Below are 23,299 nucleotides of genomic sequence, written 5' to 3' on the forward strand. Positions count from 1 at the left end.
GCGCGGTTCGGCTATTTCCGGTCAGACGGGCTGCACCGCATCGGCCTGCAGACCCTTCTGGCCCTGCACGACGGTGAAGCTGACCTTCTGGCCTTCCTTCAGACTCTTGAAGCCCTGGGTCTGGATGGCGCGGAAATGCACGAACACGTCTTCACCATTCTCGCGGCTGATGAAGCCGAAGCCCTTGGCATCGTTGAACCATTTGACGGTTCCGGTTTCACGATCAGACATCTACTTGCTCCTTGAAACGGGTGGTGGTTACGCCTGCTGGGCGGCTGGTTGCAAGGAGGAAGCGAGGTACAAGGATGCAGCGGATCATGGATCTACCCCATCAGGCCACGATTCACGGTGACCTTGGCAACGGCAGCGAGCGCACGGTAACCCGGCATTTGGCAAAATGCAAACGCTTGAACGGAAAAGTCAACCCCCAGGCAACTCGTTGATTCACTAGGAGATTTGATTGGACATCCAGATGCTCTATTACGCCCTGGCGGTCGTGCTGATCCTGATCGGCATCGCCGGGGTGGTCCTGCCGGCCCTGCCGGGCCTGCCGCTGGTGTTCGCCGGCATGATGCTGGCCGCGTGGGCGGGCGATTTCCAGCAGATCGGCTGGGTGACGCTGGTGGTCCTGGGGCTGCTGACCGCGCTGTCGTTCGCCGCAGACATCTTTTCCACCGCCATCGGGGCGCAGCGCGTGGGCGCCAGCCGCAAGGCGCTCTGGGGCACGGTGATCGGTACGTTCGCCGGCCTGTTCTTCATGCCCATCGGGCTGCTGGCGGGTCCTTTCGTCGGCGCACTGCTCGGCGAACTGTGGCATGGGCGCGAACTGGGGCAGGCGACCAAAGTGGGCCTCGGTACCTGGCTCGGCATCGTGCTGGGCGTGGTGCTGAAGCTCGGCCTGACCTTTGCGATGGTCGGCCTGTTCGTCTTCGCATGGTTCTTCTGATGCGGCGTCGATACACCCCGCATGCACCATGGCTGGCAGAATACCGCCTCCCCTCCGTCTCCCCGCCGAGCCCTGCATGACGCGACGCACCCGACTCCTGCCGCTGGCCATCGGCATGTCCCTCTCGTTTGCCGCGCAGGCGCAGGACGCACCCGCCGCCCCCCCGGCCGAAGCGTGTTTCATGCTGGAGAACGATGCCGCCCGCCTGGCCTGCTACGACCAGGCACTCGGCAGGAGCGCCCGCGATACGCGCACCGCCGACGAACAGGCGCGCGCGGCCAAGGAAGCCGAGGCACAGGCACGCGAGCAGGCGCGTGCGGCCGCCCGCGCCGAGGCCGAAGCGGCCAAGGCGGCGGACCTGCCGATGGGCGAGCGCGCCCGGCGGCGCATGGGCGCCTGGTTCCGCGTCGATGATGCGGCGGACGCCGACCTGATCGCCAACGCCGGCCGCGGCTCGCTGCTGGACAGCCGCTGGGAACTGGCCAAGGACTCCAAGCTCGGCGTGTTCCAGCTGCGCGCCTACAAGCCGATGTACCTGCTGCCCGCCTTCTGGACCAGCCAGGTCAACGAGACGCCCTCCTCGCCCAATCCCGACAACACCGTCACCGAGCCGCAGGAACTGCAGGACATTGAGGCGAAATTCCAGCTGAGCTTCAAGACCAAGTTCGCGGAGAACCTGTTCGGCGGCAACGGCGACGTCTGGGGCGCGTACACGCAGAGCTCGCGCTGGCAGGTCTACAACGGCGAGGAGTCGCGCCCGTTCCGCGAGACCAACTACGAGCCGGAAGTGATGCTGGTGTTCCGCAACAACTACAGCATCGCCGGTTGGAAGGGGCGCATGGCCGGCATCGGCATCAACCACCAGTCCAACGGCCGCAGCGACCCGCTGTCGCGCAGCTGGAACCGGGTCATCGCCACCATCGGCCTGGACCGGGAGAACTGGGCGCTGGTGCTGCGGCCCTGGTATCGCGTGCCGGACGGCAACGACGACGACAATCCCGACATCGAAAACTACATCGGCCGCGGCGATGCGATGCTGACTTACGCGCGCGATGGCCACGTCTTCACCGTGCTCGGCCGCCACTCGCTGCGTGGCGGCGACGAATCGCATGGCGCCCTGCAGCTGGACTACGGCTTCCCGATCAACCGCGCCTTCCGCGGCCATGTGCAGGTGTTCCACGGCTACGGCGAGAGCCTGATCGACTACAACCACAAGGCCACCTACGTGGGCCTGGGCATCTCGCTGCTGGACTGGTACTGATGGACGAGGTGACGATCTACCACAACCCCGCCTGCGGCACGTCGCGCAACACGCTGGGGCTGATCCGCAATGGCGGGATCGAGCCGCGTGTCATCGAATACCTGAAGACACCGCCCGACCGCGCGACGCTGCTGGCGTTGATCGCGGCCATGCAGGTGCCCGTGCGTGAGGTGGTGCGTGCGAAGGAATCGCTCTACGCCGATCTGGGCCTGGCGGAGGCGGACGATGCGGCGCTGGTCGACGCCATGCTGGCCCATCCGGTGCTGATCAACCGGCCGATCGTGGTCACCGCGCGGGGGACGAAGCTGTGCCGCCCCTCGGAAGCGGTGCTGGACATCCTGCCGCAGCCGCAGCGTGGTGCCTTCAGCAAGGAAGACGGCCAACCGGTCGTCGATGCGGCCGGAAACCGCATCGGCTGACGTACTATCCCGCGCAGGAATCCACACCGCCTGCCAGGACGCTTCATGTCACGCCCACGCCGTTCGTTCTTCGCCTACGCTTCGGCCATGCTCGGGCTGCTCAGCCTGATGGCCGTCGCCTGTTTCCACTTCCCGGAGCTGCTGACCAGCCGGGAGTTCCGCGCCGCCTACAACGAGCAGTTCGCCCGCCATCTGCTGCTGGTCGGCCTGGCCGCCGCGTTCGCGATGGGCACCTGGGCGATCCTGCGCGACCGCAACAAGCGCATCGCCATGATCGGGGTCGGCAGCGCGACACTCGCCGTGCTGCTGGGCGGCACCAACGTGCAGTTCGATGCGATCGGCCAGACGCCCTATTCGCTGGGGCTGGACTGGTTCGTCATCTCGCTGTTCTTCTCGGCGCTGGTGTTCGTGCCGCTGGAACACTACCTCGGCCAGCGTCGCATCTCGCCGCTGCGCCCGGGCTGGCGCACGGACGTGACGTACTTCTTCATGAGCCACATGCTGGTCCAGTTCATCCTGATCCTGGTGACGGCATCGACGTCGACCATCGCCGGGCTGGCCGCATTTCCCGCATTGAAGACTGCGATCCAGTCGCTGCCGGTCTGGGCGCAGTTCCTGATCGCCGTCTTCGTGGCGGACCTGGCGCAGGCGTCGCTGCACCGCGCGTACCACAACATCCCGTGGCTCTGGCGCTTCCACGCCGTGCACCACTCCAGCCGCGAGATGGATTGGCTGGCGGGCTCGCGCATCCATCTCGTCGAGATCGTGCTGACGCGCAGCGCAGTGCTGTTGCCGCTGCTGGTGCTGGGCTTCTCGACGCCGGCGGTGAATGCCTACGTCATCCTGGTCGGCCTGCAGGCCGTGCTGGCGCACGCCAACCTGGGCATCCGCTTCGGCTGGCTCGAATACCTGCTGGTACTGCCGCGCTACCACCACTGGCACCACGCCCGGCACAAGGACTACCTGGACGTGAACTACGCCATCCACCTGCCGCTGGTGGACATGCTGATGGGCACGTTCAAGCTGCCGCCGAAGCAGGAAGACTGGCCAGAGGAATATGGCGTGATGAAGCTGGAGACCGTGCCGCGCGGCATCCTGCGCCAGCACCTGATGCCGTTCCAGGGCGGGCGGAAGTTCGACGAGTACGTGGACTGAGCGAGTGCGCTGTTGCCTGTTGTAGGAGCGACGTCAGTCGCGACCGCACGCCACGGCAGCCAGCAGCGCCTCTTCACTCGCCGCGTATTGGCACTATCCATTCGCGGACCCGGATCGACGCCATTCCGAGTCCGCGGTCGCGACTCACGTCGCTCCTACAGAGAGCAGCGTTTGCTCACGTCCAGTCCGTCAGCCCCTCGCGGGCATAGACTTCCCTGAAGCTCGGCAGCGCCTTCATGCGCTGCGCGTAGGACTGCAGCACCGGCCAGGTGTCGGTGGGCTTGGGCAGGTTGCGCGACCAGCGCATCAGCATGGTCAGCAGGAAGTCCGCGGCACTGCGCTGCGCGCCCAGCAGGTACGGACCGTGCGCCTCGAGATGGTCGGCAACCTGCCCCCAGGCCTTTTCCAGCTTCGCCCGCGCATGGTCCTTCGTTGCCTGGACATTGGCCGCGCCGGCGATCTCGTCGGAATAGAACCAGGCACGATAGGCAGGCATCAGCGTGTTGGCGCAGAACAGCATCCAGCGGTAGTACTGCGCGCGCTGCGTGCTCGCCACGGCAGGCGCCAGCTCCGCGCGCGGATGCGTGTCGGCGAGATGCATCAGGATCGCGGCGGTCTCGGTGATCACCTGCCCGTCCATCACCAGCGTGGGCACCACGCCGGCGGGGTTGAGCTTCAGGTAGTCGTCCGACTTCTGGTCGCGCTTGTCGAAGTCCAGCTCGTGCAGTTCGTGCGGGATGCCCAGTTCGATCAGCAGCCAGTGGACGACCAGGCTCGCGGTGCTGCGGGAGTAGTAGAGCGTGGTGGACATGCATGAGCTCCTCGAATTGAAAGCCCCTCTCCCGCCGGGAGAGGGGTTGGGGTGTGGGCGACGAAAGTCCGGGTGGTTCAAGCACCCTGACTTCGCCTCACCCTCATCCGCCCTACGGGCACCTTCTCCCGCAGGGAGAAGGGAACAGCATTACGCCACCACCACCGGAATCTTCCCGATCCGCGCCTGCCACTCCTTCGGGCCGGTGTTGTGCACCGAGGTGCCCTGCGAGTCGACGGCGACGGTCACCGGCATGTCCTGCACGGTGAACTCGTAGATCGCTTCCATGCCCAGGTCGGCGAAGCCGACGACCTTCGCCGCCTTGATCGCCTTGGAGACGAGGTACGCCGCACCGCCGACCGCCATCAGGTAGGCCGACTGGTGCTTCCTGATGGCCTCGATCGCCGCCGGGCCACGCTCGGCCTTGCCGACCATGCCCAGCAGACCGGTCTGCGCCAGCACCTGCTCGGTGAACTTGTCCATGCGCGTAGCGGTGGTCGGGCCCGCCGGTCCGACGACTTCATCGCGGACCGGATCGACCGGGCCGACGTAGTAGATGAAGCGGCCCTTCAGGTCGACCGGCAGCGGCTCGCCCTTGTTGAGCATGTCGACCATGCGCTTGTGCGCGGCATCGCGACCGGTCAGCAGCTTTCCGTTGAGCAGCAGGACTTCGCCCGGCTTCCAGCTGGCGACATCCTCGCGGGTCAGGGTGTCGAGGTCGACGCGGCGACCCTTCGATGCGTCGTAGGTCAGTTCCGGCCAGTCTTCCAGCGACGGCGGGTCCAGCATCACCGGGCCGCTGCCGTCGAGGGTGAAGTGCGCGTGGCGCGTGGCGGCGCAGTTCGGGATCATCGCCACCGGCAGGTTGGCCGCGTGGGTCGGGTAGTCCTTGACCTTGATGTCGAGCACGGTGGTCAGGCCACCCAGGCCCTGCGCGCCGATGCCGAGCGCATTGACCTTCTCGTACAGCTCCAGGCGCAGCTCCTCGGCGCGGTTCGACGGTCCGCGCACCTGCAGTTCGGTGATGTCGATCGGCTCCATCAGCGATTCCTTCGCCAGCAGCATCGCCTTCTCCGCGGTGCCGCCGATGCCGATGCCGAGCATGCCCGGCGGGCACCAGCCGGCGCCCATCGTCGGCACGGTCTTCAGCACCCAGTCGACGATGGAATCGGAGGGATTGAGCATCGCGAACTTCGACTTCGCCTCCGACCCACCGCCCTTCGCCGCAACGATCACATCGACGGTATTGCCCGGGACGACCTTGACGTTGACCACGCCCGGCGTGTTGTCCTTCGTGTTGGTGCGCTTGCCGGCCGGGTCGGCCAGCACGCTGGCGCGCAGCTTGTTGTCGGGGTGATTGTAGGCGCGGCGCACGCCTTCGTGGACCATGTCCTCCACGCCCATCGTGGCGTCGTCCCAGCGCACGTCCATGCCGATCTCGAGGAACACGGTGACGATGCCGGTGTCCTGGCAGATCGGGCGATGGCCTTCGGCGCACATGCGCGAATTGATCAGGATCTGGGCGATGGCGTCCTTGGCCGCCGGCGACTCCTCGCGCTCGTAGGCGGCGGCGAGGTTCCTGATGTAGTCCACCGGATGGTAGTAGCTGATGTACTGCAGGCCATCGGCGATGGACTGGATGAGGTCTTCCTGCTTGATCGAGGTCATGGGACGTAAAGCCGGGGCTGCCGGTGGGGTCGCGGGCGGAAGCCGCCATTTTAGGCCAAAGTGGCCCCTCGCCCGGCTGTCACGCCACGTCGCCCTGCCCCGTCTTTGGTCGCATGAACGCCGAAACCACCTTCGAGACCCATCGTGGCCGCCTGCTCGGACTCTCCTACCGCCTGCTCGGCAGCCGCAGCGATGCCGAGGACGTCGTCCAGGACACCTGGCTGCGCTGGCAGCAGACCGACACGACCGGCATCCGCGATCCGGAAGCCTGGCTGGTTACCGCCGCCACCCGCCTGGGCATCGACCGCCTGCGCGCCGCCCGCGTGCAGCGCGAGCACTACGTGGGTCCCTGGCTACCCGAACCCGCCGAGATCGACGAGTCGCCCACGCCGGAACGCTCGGCCGAAGTCGCCGAGCAGGTATCGCTGGCTTTCCTCGCCTTGCTCGAGCGGCTGGGCCCCGAGGAACGCGCCGCCTTCCTGCTGAAGGAGGCCTTCGACTACGACTACGCGCAGATCGCCCGCTTGCTCGGACAGAGCGAGGCCAACTGCCGGCAGATGGTCCATCGCGCCCGCGAACGCGTGCACGCAGGCCGTCCGCGCTTCGAGGTGCCGCCGGAGAACCACCGACGCCTGCTGGAGCGCTTCATGCACGCCGCGCGCCGCGGCGATCAGTCCGCGATCGCCGCGCTGCTGAGCGAAGACGCGCGCCTGGTGTCCGACGGCGGCGGGAAGGTGGCGGCCGTCATCCGCCCCCTGCTCGGCGCGGTGCGCATTGCGCGGCTGTTCTGGGCGGCCTACCGCCGGCAGGATCCGGCGATCACCTGGCGCATGGGCACGGTCAACGGCGAACCCGCGATCCTGCGCTACCGCGATGGCCGGCTGACGGCGGTGATGGTCGCGATCAGCGATGGCGAGCGCATCCGCGAGCTCTTTACCGTCGCCAATCCGGACAAGCTGGGCACGGCTGTCACGGCGAAGGACGGTGGCGCGTCCTGGTAGTGAAGGTGGCCGTCGTGGCCACCATGGAGGCACTGCCATGAGCATGAAGTTCCATCGCGTCGACTATCCGAAGCATGTCCCCGAGGCCTTCCGCGGCCTCTACGCCGCCAGCACGGCCATCCACAACGGCGTGCTGGGAAAGGAGTTCCTCGAACTCGTCTTCCTGCGCGTCTCCCAGATCAACGGCTGCGCCTACTGCATGGACATGCACGGCAGCGCGCTGGTCAAGGCCGGGGTGGAGTCGCGCAAGCTGCACACGCTGGCCGGCTGGCGCGACAGCCGTTTCTTCGATGCCCGCGAAGGCGCGGCACTGGCCTGGGCGGAGCAGCTGACCACCCTGCCCTCCGGCGCACCGGCCGATGCCACGTACGAGGCGCTGAAAGCGCATTTCGACGAAGCTGGCATCGCAGAGCTGACCATGGCCGTGGCCGTCATCAATGCCTGGAACCGCCTGGGTGTGGGCATGCAACCAGTCCTGGCCTGAGCGGGCGCCGCTCGCAGGCCTGCCATGCCGACGGCACAATGCCGGCATGGATACCCTCGTCCTCATCCTCGACCTGGTGGGCACCTTCGTGTTCGCGCTCAGCGGCGCCACGCTCGGGGTGCGCCGCCGCCTGGACATCTTCGGCGTGCTGGTGCTGTCGTTCATCGCCGCGACCGCCGGCGGCATCACCCGCGACCTGCTGATCGGGGCGACGCCGCCGGCCGCGCTCAGCGACTGGCGCTATCCGGTCACCTCGCTGGCCGCCGGCATCGTGACCTTCTTCCGCGCCCCGCTGATCGAGAAACTGCACCACCCGGTGCGCATGTTCGACGCCATGGGCCTGGCGCTGTTCGCCGTGGCCGGCACCCAGAAGGCACTGGAGTACGGCATCTCGCCGCCGATGGCGGCCGGGATGGGGATGCTCACCGGGATCGGCGGCGGCATCGCCCGCGACCTGCTGCTGGCACAGGTGCCCCTGGTGCTGCGCGCCGAACTGTACGCGGTCGCCGCACTGGCCGGTGCGCTGGTGGTGGCCCTGGGCTACTGGCTGTCGCTGCCGGCCCTGCCGTGTGCCCTGGTGGGCGCGGGCTGTGTTTCGGGCTGCGGATGATGGCCGTAACCTACGGCTGGCACCTGCCCGTCGCGCTGCAGTCCGGCGGCGACGGCGAGCCGCCGGGACCGCTCACGTAGCAGCGATGCGCCCAAGCGTGCCGGGCCGCCGACGAGCCGTGAGGTGGGGCCGCGAGCGGGGCGGTAGCATGGCGCCACCTGCGTCCTGAGCGCCACCATGGCCATCGCCACCTCCCATCCGCTGGCCCTTCCGCGCCAGCACGTCTTCTGGCTGCTGCACCTGACCGGATGGAGTGCCTACTTCGCGCAGGGCTGCCTGTACGCGGTCGCCCATGGCAAGCCGTCGGGCTACTGGGTGGTGCCGGCGACCGCCGCCACGATGGGCGCGCTGGTCACGCTGGGGCTGCGCTTCGTGCTGCGGAGCTACTGGAACCTGCCGCCGCGCAGGCTGCTGGCGCTGATGATCCCGCTGGTGCTGGCCAGCTCGGCCGCCATCGACTTCGTCACCCGCGAAGCCCTGGTCGATTTCTGCGACACCTGCAAACCGACCACCCGACTGGAGTTCATCGCCTACTCGCTGGGCTACATCTACGTGCTGCTGGCCTGGGTGGGCGCCTACATGGGCATCAAGTATTACCAGAAGCTGCAGGACGAGACCGCGCGCGCGCTCGCCGCACGCAGCATGGCGCACCAGGCCCAGTTGAAGATGCTGCGCTACCAGCTGAACCCGCACTTCCTGTTCAACACGCTCAACGCCATTTCCACGCTGATCCTCGACCGCGACAACGCCACCGCCAACCGCATGGTGCAGGGCCTGTCCTCGTTCCTGCGCCACTCGCTGGACAACGATCCGATGCAGCGGGTGACGCTGCGGCAGGAGCTGGATGCGCTGACGCTGTACCTGGACATCGAGAAGATCCGCTTCGCCGAGCGCCTGCGCATCGAGACCGCCATCGACGAGGAGTGCTGGCGCGCCCTGCTGCCGAGCCTGCTGCTGCAGCCGCTGGTGGAGAACGCCATCAAGTACGCCGTGGCCAAGCAGGTCGCCGGCGGCCTGCTGCGGATCGCCGCCGAGCGCGACGGCGACCAGCTGGTGCTGCGGGTGACAGACGACGGCCCGGGCTGCAGTGCCCTCGAGGGCGACCAGCTGCCGCCCGGCAAGGGCGTGGGTCTGCGCAATACGCGCGAGCGCCTGCTTGTGCTGTACGGCGAGGCCAGCGGCTTCTCCGTGCGCAATCTCGAACGCGGCATCGAAGTGACGCTGCGCCTGCCCTTCGAAACCTCGCAGACGCTGGGAGACTGACGCATGGACGCCGGCGTTTCCGCCCCCCTGCGGGCCATCGTCGTCGACGACGAGCCGCTCGCCCGTCGCGGCCTCGAGATCCGCCTGGCCGCCCACCCGGACGTGACGATCGTCGGCCACTACGGCGACGGCGAATCCGCCATCGCCGGCCTGCGCGAGCATCGCCCGGACCTGATGTTCCTCGACGTGCAGATGCCGGGCATGGACGGCTTCCAGACCCTGCGCGCGATTCCGGCCAGCGAAATGCCGCTGGTGGTGTTCGTCACCGCCTACGACCACTACGCCATCCGCGCCTTCGAGGCCTCGGCGACCGACTACCTGCTGAAGCCGGTCGAAGAGTCGCGCCTGGCGCAGGCCCTGGCGCGCGTGCGCCAGGCACGTGCACAGCGCGAAGCCAGCGGGCACTGCGCGCACCTGCTCGGCCTGCTGGGCGAGCTCAGCGGCCGTCCGCCGCTGGACCTGGACGAAGCGCTCAAGCCCGATGCCTTGGACCTGCTGCGGCGCGAAGAGAAACTCGCCGTGCGCGACGGCGGCCGCACGGTGCGCGTGGACCTGCACAGCATCCGCTGGATCGACGCGGCCGGCGACTACATGTGCATCCATACCGACGCCGACGGCCCGAACGGCAACACGCTGATCCTGCGCGCCACCATGCGCGAACTGGAAAAGCAGCTCGACCCGCAGCGCTTCCCGCGCATCCACCGCTCCACCATCGTCAATGCACGCCGCGTGGTGGAAATGCGCCCGCACACCAACGGCGAGAGTTTCCTGCGCCTGGATTGCGGGCAGGAACTGAAGCTGTCGCGCAGTCACCGCGACAAGCTGGCGATGCTGCTGTAGGGCAGCCCCTGGTGTCTCTTGTGGGAGCGACGTAAGTCGCGATGGAAGCATCCAGGTTCTTCATCGCGACTCACGTCGCTCCCACAACAGCATTCGACTCGCGTAACGCAGATTCTTAACACTCGGTTCGCCGTACTGCCTTCACCACTCGCCGCAACCCGACGCGCCCCGTGACTTCCGGGCCATAGCCGCACAACAAGACACGCGCATCGTGCGCACCGCCGACCACCACGCGGACCCGCACGATGAAACTCACCGACGCTTCCCTGCGCAATCCGGCCGCCGTCGCGGTGGTCGTGGCGATGGTCTGCGCGTTCGGCCTGATGAGCCTGGGCAAACTGCCGCTGCAGCTCTTCCCCGACATCGAACGGCCACAGATGTCGATCCAGACCGCATGGCGTGCCGCTTCGCCGCAGGAGATGGAGTCGGAGATCGTCGAGCCCATCGAGGCGGTGATGCAGGGCCTGCCGGGGCTGGAGGAGATCGCCTCCAACGTCAATGCCGGCAACAGCTTCATCAATCTGACCTTCGCCGTCGGCAGCGACATGGACGCGATGCTGGTGGAGGTGCTGTCGCGGATGAACCGCCTGCAGCCGCTGCCGCGCGATGCGACGCCGCCGGTCGTGCAGGCCGGCGCGGACAACGCCAACAACTCGCTGACCTTCTTCTTCGTGCAGAAGCTGCCCGGCACGTCGGGCGACATCCTCGACTACCGGCAGCTGATCGAGGACCGCATCGTGCCGCGCCTGACCTCGGTCGACGGCGTGGCCGGCGTCGAGATCAACGGCGGTGCCGAGGACGAACTGACCATCACCCTCGACCTGGAGCGTGCCGCGGCACTCGGGATCCAGGTGCCGGATGTCGCGGCCGTCGCCGCACGCGCCACCGACGTTTCCGGCGGCGTGGTCGAAGCCGGTCGCCGCGAGTACGTGCTGCGCTTCGCCGGCCGCTATTCCCCGGAAGCGATGGGCGACCTGATCCTGGCGTGGCGTGACGGGCGCCCGGTACGCCTGGCCGATGTCGCCGACGTGGAGGTGAAACGGCCGGAGCAGCGCTTCTTCGCCTACCAGAACGGCAACCCCGCCATCGGCCTGCGCATCCTGCGCGAAAGCGGCGCCAACGTACTGGACACGCTGGACGAGGTGAAGCGTGTCGTTGCCGAGGTCCGCGAGCAGGAACTGGAACCGCTGGGCCTGGACATCGCGCAGAGCTTCGATGCCTCGGTCTTCATCAACCGCGCGCTCGGCCTGCTGTCCGGCAGCCTCACCGCGGGCGTGCTGCTGGCGATCGGCTGCCTGTGGTGGTTCCTCCGCGACGTACGCGCCACGGCGCTGATCGCCTGCGCGATTCCCATCTCATTGCTGGCCACCTTCATCGTGCTGCAGCTGACCGGCCGCAGCCTCAACGTCATCTCGCTGGCCGGCCTCGCCTTCGCGGTGGGCATGGTGATGGACGCCGCCGTGGTGGTGGCCGAGAACATCGTGCGCCTGCGCGAGGAAGGCATGTCCGCCGGCCGCGCCGCCCTGGAAGGCACGCGCCAGGTCGGCGGCGCGCTGGTCGCGTCCACGCTGACGACGGTGGCGGTGTTCCTGCCGGTGATCTTCATGGATGACGTGGAAGGCCAGCTGTTCGCCGATCTCGCACTGACCATCTCGATCGCCGTCGGTATCTCGCTGCTGGTCGCGGTCACGGTACTGCCGGCCGCCGCCGGCACCTGGCTGCGTACCCGGACGGACGACACCGCCCAGCATCGCACCTGGTCGCGCATCAGCGATTGGGCGTTGCGTGCCACCGAAGGCCGCAAGCGCCAGTGGGCGTGGGTCGGCGCCCTGGTGCTGGCGCCGGCGCTGCTGGCAGCGCTGCTGATGCCGCAGATCGACTACCTGCCGCCGGTAAAGCGGGCGGCCGTCGATGCCTTCTTCAACTTTCCGCCCGGCATGAGCCCGGAGCGCGTCGACCGCGAGATCGCCCCCGTCATCCTCGAACGCATGCGCCCGTACATGGACGGCGAGAAGGGCCCGCAGCTCAGCAACTGGTACCTCAACCTGTGGCCCGGCGGCGGCTCGCTGGGTGCGCGCGTCGTCGATCCGGACGACATCGGCGAACTGGAGCGCATCGTCCGCGACGAGATCGTCGTCGGCTTCCCCGACACGCGTGCCTTCGCCAGCGAAGGCGAACTGTTCGGCAGCTTCGGCGGCTCGGCACGCGCCATCGCCATCCACCTGCAGCACGGCGACGGCGATGCCCTCACGCGCGCCGCGGAGGCCGGCCGCAAGCTGCTGTCGGACCGTTTCGCCGGCGCCAACGTGCAGGCGTGGCCGAACGCGGATGCGGGAACGCCGGAGCTGCGCATCAACCCCGACGACCGTCGTCTCGCCGAGGTCGGCTGGCGCCGGCCCGAACTGGGCACGGTCGTGCGTGCGCTCGGCGATGGCCAGTGGCTGGGCGAATACTTCGACGGCGACCGACGTCTCGCCATCATCCTGCGCAGCAATCGCGGCGACGACATCGAGCGCCTCGGCGCCGCGCCGCTGGCCACGCCGCAGGGCGGTGTGCTGACCCTGGCCGACCTGGCGCGCGTGGACACCGTGCTGGCGCCCAACCAGCTGCGCCGCATCGACCGCCGCCGCACCGTGACGCTGACGGTCGATCCGCCCGAGACGATGTCGCTGGAAGAAGCCCTGGACATCGTCAACGACGAGATCGTGCCGTCGCTGCGCGATGCATTGCCGCCGGACGCGGCCATCCGCATCTCCGGCAGCGCCGACCGACTGGGCGAAGTGGTGCGCAGCATGGGCACGAATTTCGCGCTGGCGCTGGTGGTGCTGTTCATGCTGATGGCGGCGATGTTCAAGTCGCTGCGCGACAGCGCCTTCGTCATGGCCACGTTGCCGATGGCGGTGCTGGGCGGCGTCGCTGGCCTGCGGGTGCTGGATCTGGCCGCCGGCCAGACACTGGACCTGCTGTCGATGATCGGTTTCATCATGCTGCTGGGCATGGTGATCAACAACGCGATCCTGCTGGTCGCGCAGGCCCGCGAAGCGCAGGCCGGCGGCGCCTCGCTGGACGATGCATTGAGGCAGGCGCTGGACCAGCGGCTGCGCCCGATCCTGATCGCCGCGCTGACCGGCGTGCTGGGCGCGCTGCCGATGGCGATCAACCCGGGCCCCGGCGCGGTGATCTACCGCGGACTGGCTGCCGTCTCGGTCGGCGGTGTGGCGCTGAGCCTGCTGTTCACCGTGGTGCTGGTGCCGGCACTGCTGCGCCTGGCCGGCGAACGCGCACCGCGTCGCGCGGGCGACACCACCGAAACGCCCCTCCCCCACGCCGTTTCCTGACCCCCGCTCCGGAGAATCCCATGCGTCCCCTGCCCAAACTGCTGCTCGCCACCGCGCTGGCCGGCGTCCTCGCGCTCCCCCTGATCAAATGGGACGCCGATGCCAGCGCACCTTCCGCGAAACCCGACGCGCCCCCGGCCATCGTCAGCGTGGCGCCCGCCGTCAGCGCCGCCTTCGCGCCGCGCCACTGGTCGCCGGGCAGCGTCATCAGCCGGCGCGATGCGCGCATCGCCGGCGAGCAGGACGGGCGTGTCGTGGACGTGGCGGAGGTCGGCCAGCGCGTACGCAAGGGCCAGGCGCTGGCGGTGCTCGACGACACCGCGCTGCGCCTGCGCGAACAGGAAGGCCAGGCGGACCTGGCCCGCATCCAGGCACAGCTGGCGATGGCCAACCGCCAGGAGCAGCGCTACGCCCAACTGGCAGCGCAGCAGAACATCGCCCGCGCGCAGTACGAGCAACTTCGCGCCGACCGCGACGTGCTGGTGCAGGAACGCGCACGCGTACTGGCGCAGCTTGCGCAGACCCGCCACCAGCGCAACCAGATGGTGGTGCGCGCGCCCTTCGACGGCATCGTCGCCGAGCGCCTCACCCAGCTCGGCGAATACCTGGTCACCGGCGGCGCGGTCGCGCGCCTGGTCGATACGGGCGCGCAGGAAGTGCGCGTCCGCGCGCCGGTGGACCTGGCCCGCCATCTGGCGACCGGCACCGAAGTCCGCGTTCGCAGCGCCGGCGAGGAACGCGCCTACCCGGTCAGTGCGCTGGTGCCGGTGGGCGATGAAGCCTCGCGCCAGCTCGAGTTGCGCATCGCCGTGCCGGACCTGGACATCCCGGTAGGCACCGCCGTGGACGTCGGTCTGCCGAGCGCGGCGACGCGCACCGTGGTGGCGGTGCCCCGCGACGCGGTGATCCTGCGCCGCGAGGGCGACTTCGTCATGCGCGTGGACGGCGCCGGCAACGCCGAGCGCGTGCCGGTCGAGACCGGCGCGGAGGTGGAGGGGCTGGTCGAGGTCACCGGCCGCGTCAGCGCCGGTGATCGCCTGATCGTGCGCGGCGGCGAGCGTGTGGAACCCGGCCAGGCACTGGAGATCCAGCCGCTCGGTCCGACGGTGGCGATGCGTTGATGCCGGCACACTGATCGCCGCCGCGGCAGGCGGGCGCCTTCACTGACGGCAACGCCGTGAACGGGCACAATCCGGGCATGCCGTCGCCCTCCCCGCATGCCGCGCCCGCACGCAACCCCACGCCCAACCTGCGCGAGCGCTTCGATGCGATGCGCAACCTCGGCCCGTTCCTGCGCCAGATCTGGCAGACCAGCCGTGTACTGACCCTCGCCAGCCTGGGCCTGCGCCTGCTGCGTGCGTTCGTGCCGGTGGTGACGCTGTACATCGCCAAACTCATCATCGACGAAGCGATCCGTCTGGTCGGACTGGGTCTGGATTTCGGCTCGCTGGGCGAGGCCTGGCGCAGCGGACAGCTCGACACGCTGGCGACGCTGCTGGCACTGGAGTTCGCGCTCGCCATCGGCTCGGACCTGCTCGGACGGCTGGTGAGCTATGCCGACGCGCTGCTGTCGGAACTGTTCACCAACGCGACCAGCGTGCGGCTGATGGAACACGCGGCCACGCTGGACCTGGAGGATTTCGAGGACCCCGACCTGCAGGACAAGCTGGACCGCGCGCGTCGCCAGACGATGGGGCGCATGAACCTGATGAGCCAGCTGTTCGGCCAGGTACAGGACGCGATCACCGTGGTCGCCTTCGCCGCCGGCCTGCTGGTCTATGCCCCGTGGCTGATCGCGCTGCTGGCGCTGGCGTTGATCCCTGCCTTCGTCGGCGAGGCGCACTTCAACGCACTGGGCTATTCGCTCAACTTCCAGTGGACGCCGGAGCGACGCCAGCTGGAATACCTGCGGCAGATGGGCGCGAGCGTGGAAACGGCGAAGGAGGTGAAGATCTTCAACCTCCACCGCTTCCTGATCGAGCGCTACCGCAACCTGGCGGAAAAGTTCTTCCTCGCCAACCGCGCGCTCGCGCGGCGGCGCGCGGTCTGGGGCACCGTCCTCGCCGCACTGGGCACGCTGGGCTACTACGTCGCCTACGGCTACATCGCCTGGCGCACGGTGCGCGGCGACTTCAGCATCGGCGACCTGACCTTCCTGGCCGGCAGCTTCCTGCGCCTGCGCCAGCTGCTGGAAGGCCTGCTGATCGGCTTCTCGCAGGTGGCGGGCCAGGCGCTGTACCTGGACGACCTGTTCTCGTTCTTCGAGATCGAACCGGAGATCACCTCACCCGCCAACGCAGTGCCGATCCCGCGCCCCATCACGCGTGGCTTCGTGTTCGAGAACGTGGGCTTCCGCTATCCCGATGCCGAGCGCTGGGCGGTGCGGCATCTCGACTTCGAGCTGCAGGCCGGCGAGGTGCTGGCGCTGGTCGGCGAGAACGGCGCCGGCAAGACCACGCTGGTGAAGCTGCTCGCGCGCCTGTACGACCCGGACGAGGGCCGCATCCTGCTCGACGGGCGCGACCTGCGGGAGTACGACATCGACGACCTGCGCGCCAACATCGGCGTGATCTTCCAGGATTTCGTGCGCTACCACCTCACCGCCGGCGAGAACATCGGTGTGGGCCGCATCGACGCCATGCAGGACGACGCGCGCATCCGCGACGCGGCCGCACGCGCGATGGCCGACGACGTGATCGAAGGCCTGCCGCGCGGATACGACCAACTGGTGGGACGCCGCTTCAAGAACAGCGTGGACCTGTCCGGTGGCCAGTGGCAGAAGATCGCCATCGCCCGCGCCTACATGCGCGATGCGCAGGTGATGATCCTGGATGAACCGACCGCCGCGCTCGATGCGCGCTCGGAGTTCGAGGTCTTCCAACGCTTCAAGGAATTGTCGGACAATCGGACCGCGGTGCTGATCTCGCACCGCTTCTCCAGCGTCCGCATGGCCGACCGCATCCTGGTCCTCGACCAGGGACGGCTGGAAGCGAGCGGCACGCACGAGCAGCTCATGGCCGCCGGCGGACGCTACGCCGAACTGTTCGAACTGCAGGCCGCCGGTTACCGCTGACTTTCCCCACAGGAGACACCACGTTGCGCCACGCATCCCATCGACTCGCCACCGCCCTCCTCCTCGTGCTGCCGCTGGCCGCATGCGGTTCCTCCGCCAATGGCGATGCCACCCAGGGCGCCACGCCGACGGCCGCCCAGGCGGCGCCGGTGGAGCAGCCGTCGCAGACCCTGGCCAGCGCGCGCGGCCAGATCCGCGTGACCCGCGTGGCCAGCGGCCTGGATCATCCCTGGAGCCTGGCGTTCCTGCCGGATGGCGCCATGCTGGTGACCGAACGCAGCGGCCAGTTGCGCCGCGTCGGCGCCGACGGTGCGGTATCCGCGCCGATCGCCGGCGTGCCCAAGGTGTGGGCAACGGGCCAGGGCGGCCTGCTCGACGTGGTGCTCGCACCGGACTTCGCCAGCAGCCAACGCATCTACCTGAGCTACGCCGAGCCCGGCGACAACGGCACCGCCGGTACCGCCGTCGCCTACGGCACGCTGTCCGGCGATGCGCTGACCGACGTCAAGGTCATCTACCGGCAGGAACCGAAGCTGGAAGGCCCCAACCACTTCGGTTCGCGCCTCGTGTTCGACGATGCCGGCCACCTCTTCATCAGCCAGGGCGACCGCAACAACCGCCCCACTGCGCAGGAACTGGACAAGCTGCAGGGCAAGCTGGTGCGCCTGAACCTGGACGGCAGCGTGCCGAAGGACAATCCGTTCGTCGGTCGCGCCGATGCACGCCCGGAGATCTACAGCTACGGTCACCGCAACATGCAGGGCATGGCCCGCGATCCGCGCACCGGCAAGCTCTGGCAGAACGAGCATGGTCCGCGCGGCGGCGACGAGATCAACCTGCCGGAAGCCGGCAAGAACTACGGCTGGCCGATCATCACCCACGGCATCAACTATTCCGGCCAGCCCATCCCGGAAGCCGAAGGCAAGACGAAGGACGGCATGGAGCAGCCGTTCCACCTGTGGGAGAAGTCGCCCGGCGTCTCCGGCATGGCCTTCCTCACCGGCAAGCCCGACAGCCCGTGGAACGACAGCGTGTTCGTGGGCGCGCTGGCGGAGCGCAACCTGATCCGCCTGACCCTGGACGGCGACAGGATCGTCGGCGAGGAGCGCCTGCTCAACGAGATCGGCGAGCGCGTGCGGGACGTGCGCGTGGCGGCGGATGGCAGCGTCTACGTCGTCACCGACGAGGACGACGGCAAGGTCTGGCGCATCGAACCGCCGAAGGCGCCGTGAGGACGCGCCGATGATGCGTGCCCTCGTGTTCGCCTGCGGCCTGGGCATCGCCACGGTGGCGCAGGCGCAGGCACCCGCCGACTACAGCACCGCCAAGCGGCAGGCGGACGCCGACGAAGCCTCGCTGCCCGCCAGCGAGGCCGGCGCGCTGCGCGATGCGCAACGGCTTGCGCTGGATGCCGCCATCGCCGGCTGCGCCACGCCGACGGCCGACACCGCCCCGTTCGTGGTGGTCGCGGAACTGGACGCCGGCGGCAAGGTGGTGCGCACGTGGCGGGAAGGCGGCACGCCCTTGGCGATCTGCGTGCAGAAGCGGATCCGGGACAGCACGCTGTCCGCGCCGCCGCGCGCACCATTCTTCATCTCCTTCGAGTTGAGCTTCACCCCATGAGCGACGCGACCGCCGACATCGACGCCCTGCTGCGCAGCCGCCTGCTGGCCGGCGCCCCGCTGCAGATCCCGCCGCCCTGCCTGCTCGACATGCAGGGCGAACCGGTCGACTACGTGGAAGGGCAGTCGCTGGCGATGCGCTTCCCTGTATCGCCGCGCTACCAGAATCCGATCGGGCACATGCAGGGCGGTTTCATCGTCGCCGCGCTGGACAATACGCTGGGGCCGTTCTCGTACCTGATCGCACCGCCGAGCGTGACGACCTCGCTCAACACCCAGTACCTGCGCCCGGTGACGCCGGAGATGCCGCACATCGTCTGCCATGCGTGGTTGGTGGAACGCACGCGCACGCAGCTGTTCCTCGCCGGCGAGGTGCGCGACGACGCAGGCCGTGTGCTGGTGATATGCCAGGCGGTGTGCCAGATCCTGCCGCAGAAGGCAGGCTGACGCCTTTGAGCCCCTCTCCCTGCGGCGACCGAAGGAAGTCCCCGTGGGAGAGAGGGGTTGGGGTGAGGGCCAACGAAGTCCGTGTCTTCGTTGGCCTTTGCTGCCACAACAGCCGCGATAGCTTTTGCCTTTGGTGGCCGTGCGTGAGGGGCTTTCTGCTGCCTACGCTTGGCGCCGCTCGCCGCGGGGGCCCTACTTTTCTTTGCTTGTGCAAAGAAAAGTAGGCAAAAGAAACACACCCCGGCGGTCGGCCCGCCGCAAGCGGCGGGTTCGCAGTCACGACGGGAATTTTCGGACAAGGCATCCTGCCTTGGCCGAAAACGGCGCACATCCATGTGCGCCGCCCCTGCGGGGTTTTGCCCGCCGTGACTGCCCGACCTAAGGGGCCCCAAGAGCTGCTTTTGCCGTTGCTCATGCTTTCCGGTCCCCATGAGGCACAGCGAGTGGGTCGGGTAAAACCCGAAGGGCGCCGTCATGGATGACGGCGTTTTCGTATGGCACATGGATGTGCCTTACGAAAATTCCCGGGCCGCTCGCGGACCCGGAGCGCGCAGCGCGGAGGGCGTGCCGCCTGGGGCGTGTTTCTTTGGTTCCTTTCTTTGCACGAGCAAAGAAAGGAATGCCCCCGCGGCGAGCGGCACCATGCTTGAAAGAAGAAACCCATCCCGCAAGGCCATCGAACTACGGGGTGCCGCGGATGTAGTGGCGGCCAAGGGCGGCCTAAAGACACGGACTTCGTTACCCCTCACCCCAACCCCTCTCTCCCACGGGGACTTCCTTCGGTCGCCGCAGGGAGAGGGCTCAAATACTCAGCGCAACTCGAACCGGTCCGCATCCAGCATCGCCGGGAACCGTTCCCGATGCGCCGCCAGCGCTTCCGCCGAGACCACCGTGGTCACCACCCCCTCGCCCGCCGGCAACTCCACCATCGGCTGCCCCAGGAAATCGATCACCGCACTGTCACCGGAGTACTCCAACCCGTTGCCGTCCGTGCCCGCACGATTCACCGCGGCCACGTAGCACAGGTTCTCGATCGCCCGCGCGCGCAGCAGCGTCTTCCACGGATACGCGCGCGCCGCCGGCCAGTTGGCGACGAACAACTGCAGATCGAAATCCAGCTGCCCGGTACGCTCCACGTCGTAGCGGTTGCGTGCGAACACGGGGAAGCGCAGGTCGTAGCAGACCAGCGGATTGATCCGCCAGCCCTTCCACTCCACCGTCAGCCGATCACGGCCGGCGGCATAGCGCTTGTGCTCGTTGGCGTAGCGGAACAGGTGGCGCTTGTCGTAGTACTGGAGATCGCCATCGGGTGTCGCGAACAGCAGGCGATTGAACACGCCTTCGTCGGTACGCAACTGCACGCTGCCGGTGACGGCGGCATCGAGTTTCGTGGCCTGTTCGCGGATCCACGCCACCGTGGCGCCCTCCATGCCTTCGGCCTGGTCGATCGCCTCGTTGCTGAAGCCGCTGGTGAAGGTCTCCGGCAGGATCACCAGATCGGTCTGCCCTGCCAGCGGCGCGATCAGGCCACCGTAGTAGTCGCGGTTGCCCGCCGGGTCGTGCCAGCGGGTCTCGCCCTGTACGAGGGAAATGCGAAGATCCTGCATCGTTTCTGTCTCCAGGCCGCCACCATGATGATGACGATCGAAATGTATCCGACGTCATCCCAGCGCAAGCTGGGATCCATTGGCTTTGCCGCTTTTCGAAGGCTGGAGCAGAAACCAGATGGATTCCGGCCTGAACAGCCATTCGACTGTTGAAAGCCGACGGAATGACGCGTCTTTACAGCGTCTTCAACCGTTCGATCGCCGCATCCAGCGTCGCCTCGTTCTTGGCGAAGCACAGGCGCGCCAGGCGCTGACCGGCCGGCGGTGTGTCGTAGAACGGCGACAGCGGGATCGCGGTGACGCCATGTTCGATGGTCAGCCACTTCACGAACTCGGCATCCGGCAGATCGCTGACCGCCGAATAGTCGACCAGCTGGAAGTAGCCGCCCGGCACCGGCAGCGGTTTGAACTTCGTGCCCAGCAGCTGTTTGCGGAAGCGGTCGCGCTTGTCCTGGTAGAACGCGCCCAGCTGCTCGTAGTGTTCCGGTTCGTCGCGGATCATCGCGGCGAAGGCATGCTGCGCGGGAGCGAACGTGCAGAACACGTTGTACTGGTGCACCTTGCGGAACTCCGCGCTCAGCGCCGGCGGCGCGATGGCATAGCCGATCTTCCAGCCGGTACAGTGGTAGGTCTTGCCGAAGCTGGACACGACGAACGCGCGCGCGGCCAGTTCCGGATACCGCAGGATCGACTCGTGGCGACGACCGTCGAACACGATGTGCTCGTACACCTCGTCGGAGATCAGGTAGATGCCGGTACCTTCCAGCAACGCCGACAACGCGCGGATGTCGGCTTCGTCGAACATCGCGCCGGACGGGTTGTGGGGGCTGTTGACGATCAGCAGGCGCGTCTTCGGCGTGATGGCCGCACGCACGCGGTCCCAGTCCACCGCGAACGTCTGCGGATCCAGCGGCACGTGCACGGCGCGCGCGCCGGCCAGGTCGATGGCAGGCTCGTAGCTGTCGTAGGCCGGGTCCAGCACGATGACCTCTTCGCCCGGGCGCACCACCGCGTGGATGGCGTTGAACAGCGCCTCGGTGGCGCCGCTGGTCACGGTGATCTCGGTGTCCGGGTCCACCTGCCGTCCGTAGCAGCGCAGCACCTTCTCGGCGATGGCCTGGCGCAGCGGCGCCACGCCGGTCATCGGCGCGTACTGGTTGTGGCCTGCGCGCATGGCGGCGTCCAGTTCGTCCACCAGCCGCTGCGGCACCGCGAAATCCGGGAACCCCTGCCCCAGGTTGACCGCGCCGTGCTCGGCGGCCAGCTGCGACATGACGGTGAAGATGGTGGTGCCCACCTTGGGCAGCTTGGTCTGCGGCTGGGACATCCTGGTTCGGGGACTCGTCGTTGGGGGGAGCGCAGAGTGTACGCGCCGGGCGTTACGCGCGATGATGCGGCCATGGCCGACCACCGTGCTTCCGCCGACGGCACCGGCCTCGGAGCGGTTCCCGAGGCGGAGCGCGCGCGGCTGGCCGCCGCCTGGGCCGCCGCGCATTACTTCGTCAGCGTCGGCCGGCAGGAGTGGCTGTTCCGCACCGGCATGACCGCCCCAGATGTCGAGCGGCAGGTCATGGCATCGCGCTATCTGTTCATCACCGCGTGGAATCCGCCGCCCGGCGACGCGCCGCGACCGGTCAACGACGCGGCGCAGGAACGCCTGCATGCGCGCCTGCACATGCTGGGCCTGGCGTTCCACCCCGCGCTCGGCTGCAACAGCCAGGGCGGCATGGTCGAGCACGGTTGCCTGGTGCTGGACCCCTCGACGGAACAGGCCGATGCGCTGGCGCGCGAATTCGGCCAGGGCGGCACCCTGTTCTGGCACGCCGACGCGCCGGTGCGGCTGCGGATGATGTGGCCGCGCCCGCCGCAGGCCGACGACGATCCGCACACCGACTGGGTGGGCTGACACCGCGACGGCGTGTCGCAGGCGGCCGGACCGGCCCCTCCGTTTAGAATGGGCGGCTGAACCGCCAGGACACTCCAGCCTCCCGCCCGGGAACGCCCGATCCGATGACCGACGCCGCTCCCCGCCACCCGCCCTTGCTGGCCGCCCGCGCCCTGGCGTTCTCGCGCAATGACGAACCGGTGTTCGGGCCGCTGGACTTCGCCGTGGACGAGGGCGAGGCGCTGCTGGTGCAGGGCGGTAACGGGGTCGGCAAGACCACCCTGCTGCGCGTACTGGCCGGCCTGCTGCGTGCCGATGCCGGCCAGATCGACATCGACGGCCAGCCCGCCGGCCCGTCGCGCCGGGCGCACGCGATGGCCTACCTCGGCCACCTGCCGGCCCTCAAAGCCGACCTGAACACCCTCGAAAACCTCAACTTCCTCTGCGGCCTGCATGGCCGCCGCGCACGCCAGATGCCCGGCAATGCGCTGGCGATGGTCGGCCTGGCCGGCTACGAGGACGCCCTCGCCCGCCAGCTGTCCGCCGGGCAGAAGAAGCGCCTCTCGCTGGCCCGCCTGTGGCTGTCGCCCTCGCCGCTGTGGCTGCTGGACGAGCCCTACGCCAACCTCGACCTGGACGGCATCACCCTGGTGAACCGCATGATCTCCGCGCACCTGCGCGACGGCGGCGCCGCGCTGGTCACCACCCACGGCGCCTACGCCGCGCCACCGGTGCAGACGCGGATGCTGGTGCTGGAACGGGGAGGCGCGGCATGAACCCCGCCGTGATGTTTCCGACGCCGCCGCACACCGTCCCCTCCCCCGTTCACGGGGGAGGGCCGGGGTGGGGGCAAACCGGCGCACGTCGAT

The 23,299-nt window shown here is 68.4% G+C and carries 21 protein-coding genes and 1 pseudogene; 17 read left to right on the forward strand and 5 right to left on the reverse strand.

Annotation, left to right across the window (positions count from 1 at the left end):
* Positions 1–21 precede the first annotated feature (21 nt).
* Positions 22–231, reverse strand: a complete 210-nt coding sequence (locus tag VGN58_RS04765) for a cold-shock protein (protein WP_055944114.1) — start codon at positions 229–231, stop codon at positions 22–24.
* 229 nt (positions 232–460) lie between these two features.
* On the opposite strand from VGN58_RS04765, the gene VGN58_RS04770 reads away from it, so the two are divergent.
* The 4 genes from VGN58_RS04770 to VGN58_RS04785 all read left to right on the forward strand — a co-directional run bounded on the left by VGN58_RS04770 (position 461) and on the right by VGN58_RS04785 (position 3,781).
* Complete coding sequence (locus VGN58_RS04770; RefSeq protein ID WP_327482181.1) at positions 461–946, forward strand: DUF456 domain-containing protein; 486 nt, start codon at positions 461–463, stop codon at positions 944–946.
* Between the two features lie 76 nt (positions 947–1,022).
* Positions 1,023–2,207, forward strand: a complete 1,185-nt coding sequence (locus VGN58_RS04775; RefSeq protein WP_327482182.1) for a phospholipase A — start codon at positions 1,023–1,025, stop codon at positions 2,205–2,207.
* Positions 2,207–2,626 (forward strand): arsenate reductase (glutaredoxin), encoded by a 420-nt coding sequence (gene arsC, locus VGN58_RS04780; RefSeq protein ID WP_327482183.1) that lies wholly within the window; start codon positions 2,207–2,209, stop codon positions 2,624–2,626. The genes VGN58_RS04775 and arsC overlap by 1 nt, the downstream gene beginning before the upstream one ends.
* Positions 2,627–2,671: 45 nt before the next feature.
* The gene (locus VGN58_RS04785; protein ID WP_327482184.1) at positions 2,672–3,781 is read left to right on the forward strand and encodes a sterol desaturase family protein; all 1,110 of its coding nucleotides are present in this window, start codon (positions 2,672–2,674) and stop codon (positions 3,779–3,781) included.
* A gap of 175 nt (positions 3,782–3,956) precedes the next feature.
* Here VGN58_RS04785 and VGN58_RS04790 read toward each other — a convergent pair whose 3' ends face one another.
* Positions 3,957–4,592, reverse strand: a complete 636-nt coding sequence (locus tag VGN58_RS04790) for a glutathione S-transferase family protein (protein ID WP_327482185.1) — start codon at positions 4,590–4,592, stop codon at positions 3,957–3,959.
* Positions 4,593–4,742: 150 nt separating this feature from the next.
* On the reverse strand, positions 4,743–6,260 hold the full coding sequence (locus VGN58_RS04795; RefSeq protein WP_327482186.1) for a fumarate hydratase: 1,518 nt from the start codon (positions 6,258–6,260) through the stop codon (positions 4,743–4,745).
* A gap of 113 nt (positions 6,261–6,373) precedes the next feature.
* Here VGN58_RS04795 and VGN58_RS04800 point away from each other — a divergent pair, with 113 nt between their 5' ends.
* From VGN58_RS04800 to VGN58_RS04850, 11 genes and pseudogenes are all read left to right on the forward strand, one after another.
* Positions 6,374–7,261: an RNA polymerase sigma-70 factor gene (locus tag VGN58_RS04800; RefSeq protein ID WP_327482187.1), complete on the forward strand. Its 888-nt coding sequence runs from the start codon at positions 6,374–6,376 to the stop codon at positions 7,259–7,261.
* A gap of 43 nt (positions 7,262–7,304) precedes the next feature.
* Positions 7,305–7,745, forward strand: coding sequence for a carboxymuconolactone decarboxylase family protein (locus tag VGN58_RS04805; RefSeq protein WP_327482610.1), 441 nt, complete (start codon positions 7,305–7,307; stop codon positions 7,743–7,745).
* Between the two features lie 46 nt (positions 7,746–7,791).
* Positions 7,792–8,435 (forward strand): annotated as a pseudogene (locus VGN58_RS04810) (trimeric intracellular cation channel family protein).
* A 97-nt stretch (positions 8,436–8,532) separates the two neighbouring features.
* Positions 8,533–9,618 carry a sensor histidine kinase gene (locus tag VGN58_RS04815; RefSeq protein ID WP_327482188.1) on the forward strand — a complete coding sequence of 362 codons (1,086 nt, stop codon included), beginning with the start codon at positions 8,533–8,535 and terminating at the stop codon, positions 9,616–9,618.
* A gap of 3 nt (positions 9,619–9,621) precedes the next feature.
* Positions 9,622–10,458, forward strand: a complete 837-nt coding sequence (locus tag VGN58_RS04820; RefSeq protein WP_327482189.1) for a LytTR family DNA-binding domain-containing protein — start codon at positions 9,622–9,624, stop codon at positions 10,456–10,458.
* A gap of 245 nt (positions 10,459–10,703) precedes the next feature.
* On the forward strand, positions 10,704–13,796 hold the full coding sequence (locus VGN58_RS04825; RefSeq protein WP_327482190.1) for an efflux RND transporter permease subunit: 3,093 nt from the start codon (positions 10,704–10,706) through the stop codon (positions 13,794–13,796).
* Between the two features lie 20 nt (positions 13,797–13,816).
* On the forward strand, positions 13,817–14,917 hold the full coding sequence (locus tag VGN58_RS04830) for an efflux RND transporter periplasmic adaptor subunit (RefSeq protein WP_327482191.1): 1,101 nt from the start codon (positions 13,817–13,819) through the stop codon (positions 14,915–14,917).
* A 77-nt stretch (positions 14,918–14,994) separates the two neighbouring features.
* Positions 14,995–16,869: an ABC transporter ATP-binding protein gene (locus VGN58_RS04835; protein ID WP_327482192.1), complete on the forward strand. Its 1,875-nt coding sequence runs from the start codon at positions 14,995–14,997 to the stop codon at positions 16,867–16,869.
* Positions 16,870–16,892: 23 nt separating this feature from the next.
* On the forward strand, positions 16,893–18,101 hold the full coding sequence (locus tag VGN58_RS04840; protein ID WP_327482193.1) for a PQQ-dependent sugar dehydrogenase: 1,209 nt from the start codon (positions 16,893–16,895) through the stop codon (positions 18,099–18,101).
* A 10-nt stretch (positions 18,102–18,111) separates the two neighbouring features.
* Positions 18,112–18,492, forward strand: coding sequence for a hypothetical protein (locus tag VGN58_RS04845; protein ID WP_327482194.1), 381 nt, complete (start codon positions 18,112–18,114; stop codon positions 18,490–18,492).
* Complete coding sequence (locus tag VGN58_RS04850; protein WP_327482195.1) at positions 18,489–18,938, forward strand: PaaI family thioesterase; 450 nt, start codon at positions 18,489–18,491, stop codon at positions 18,936–18,938. The genes VGN58_RS04845 and VGN58_RS04850 overlap by 4 nt, the downstream gene beginning before the upstream one ends.
* Before the next feature lie 809 nt (positions 18,939–19,747).
* Here the strand turns inward: VGN58_RS04850 and VGN58_RS04855 are convergent.
* Positions 19,748–20,545: an amidohydrolase gene (locus VGN58_RS04855; RefSeq protein ID WP_327482196.1), complete on the reverse strand. Its 798-nt coding sequence runs from the start codon at positions 20,543–20,545 to the stop codon at positions 19,748–19,750.
* 175 nt (positions 20,546–20,720) lie between these two features.
* Positions 20,721–21,872 (reverse strand): pyridoxal phosphate-dependent aminotransferase, encoded by a 1,152-nt coding sequence (locus VGN58_RS04860; protein WP_327482197.1) that lies wholly within the window; start codon positions 21,870–21,872, stop codon positions 20,721–20,723.
* A gap of 72 nt (positions 21,873–21,944) precedes the next feature.
* On the opposite strand from VGN58_RS04860, the gene VGN58_RS04865 reads away from it, so the two are divergent.
* Positions 21,945–22,451, forward strand: a complete 507-nt coding sequence (locus VGN58_RS04865) for a DUF3293 domain-containing protein (RefSeq protein WP_327482198.1) — start codon at positions 21,945–21,947, stop codon at positions 22,449–22,451.
* Between the two features lie 104 nt (positions 22,452–22,555).
* On the forward strand, positions 22,556–23,206 hold the full coding sequence (ccmA, locus tag VGN58_RS04870) for a heme ABC exporter ATP-binding protein CcmA (RefSeq protein WP_327482199.1): 651 nt from the start codon (positions 22,556–22,558) through the stop codon (positions 23,204–23,206).
* The last annotated feature ends 93 nt before the right edge of the window (positions 23,207–23,299 follow it).

Origin of the sequence: Pseudoxanthomonas sp., assembly GCF_035999195.1 — a bacterium.
In the GTDB taxonomy this organism is placed as follows: Bacteria; Pseudomonadota; Gammaproteobacteria; order Xanthomonadales; family Xanthomonadaceae; genus Pseudoxanthomonas_A.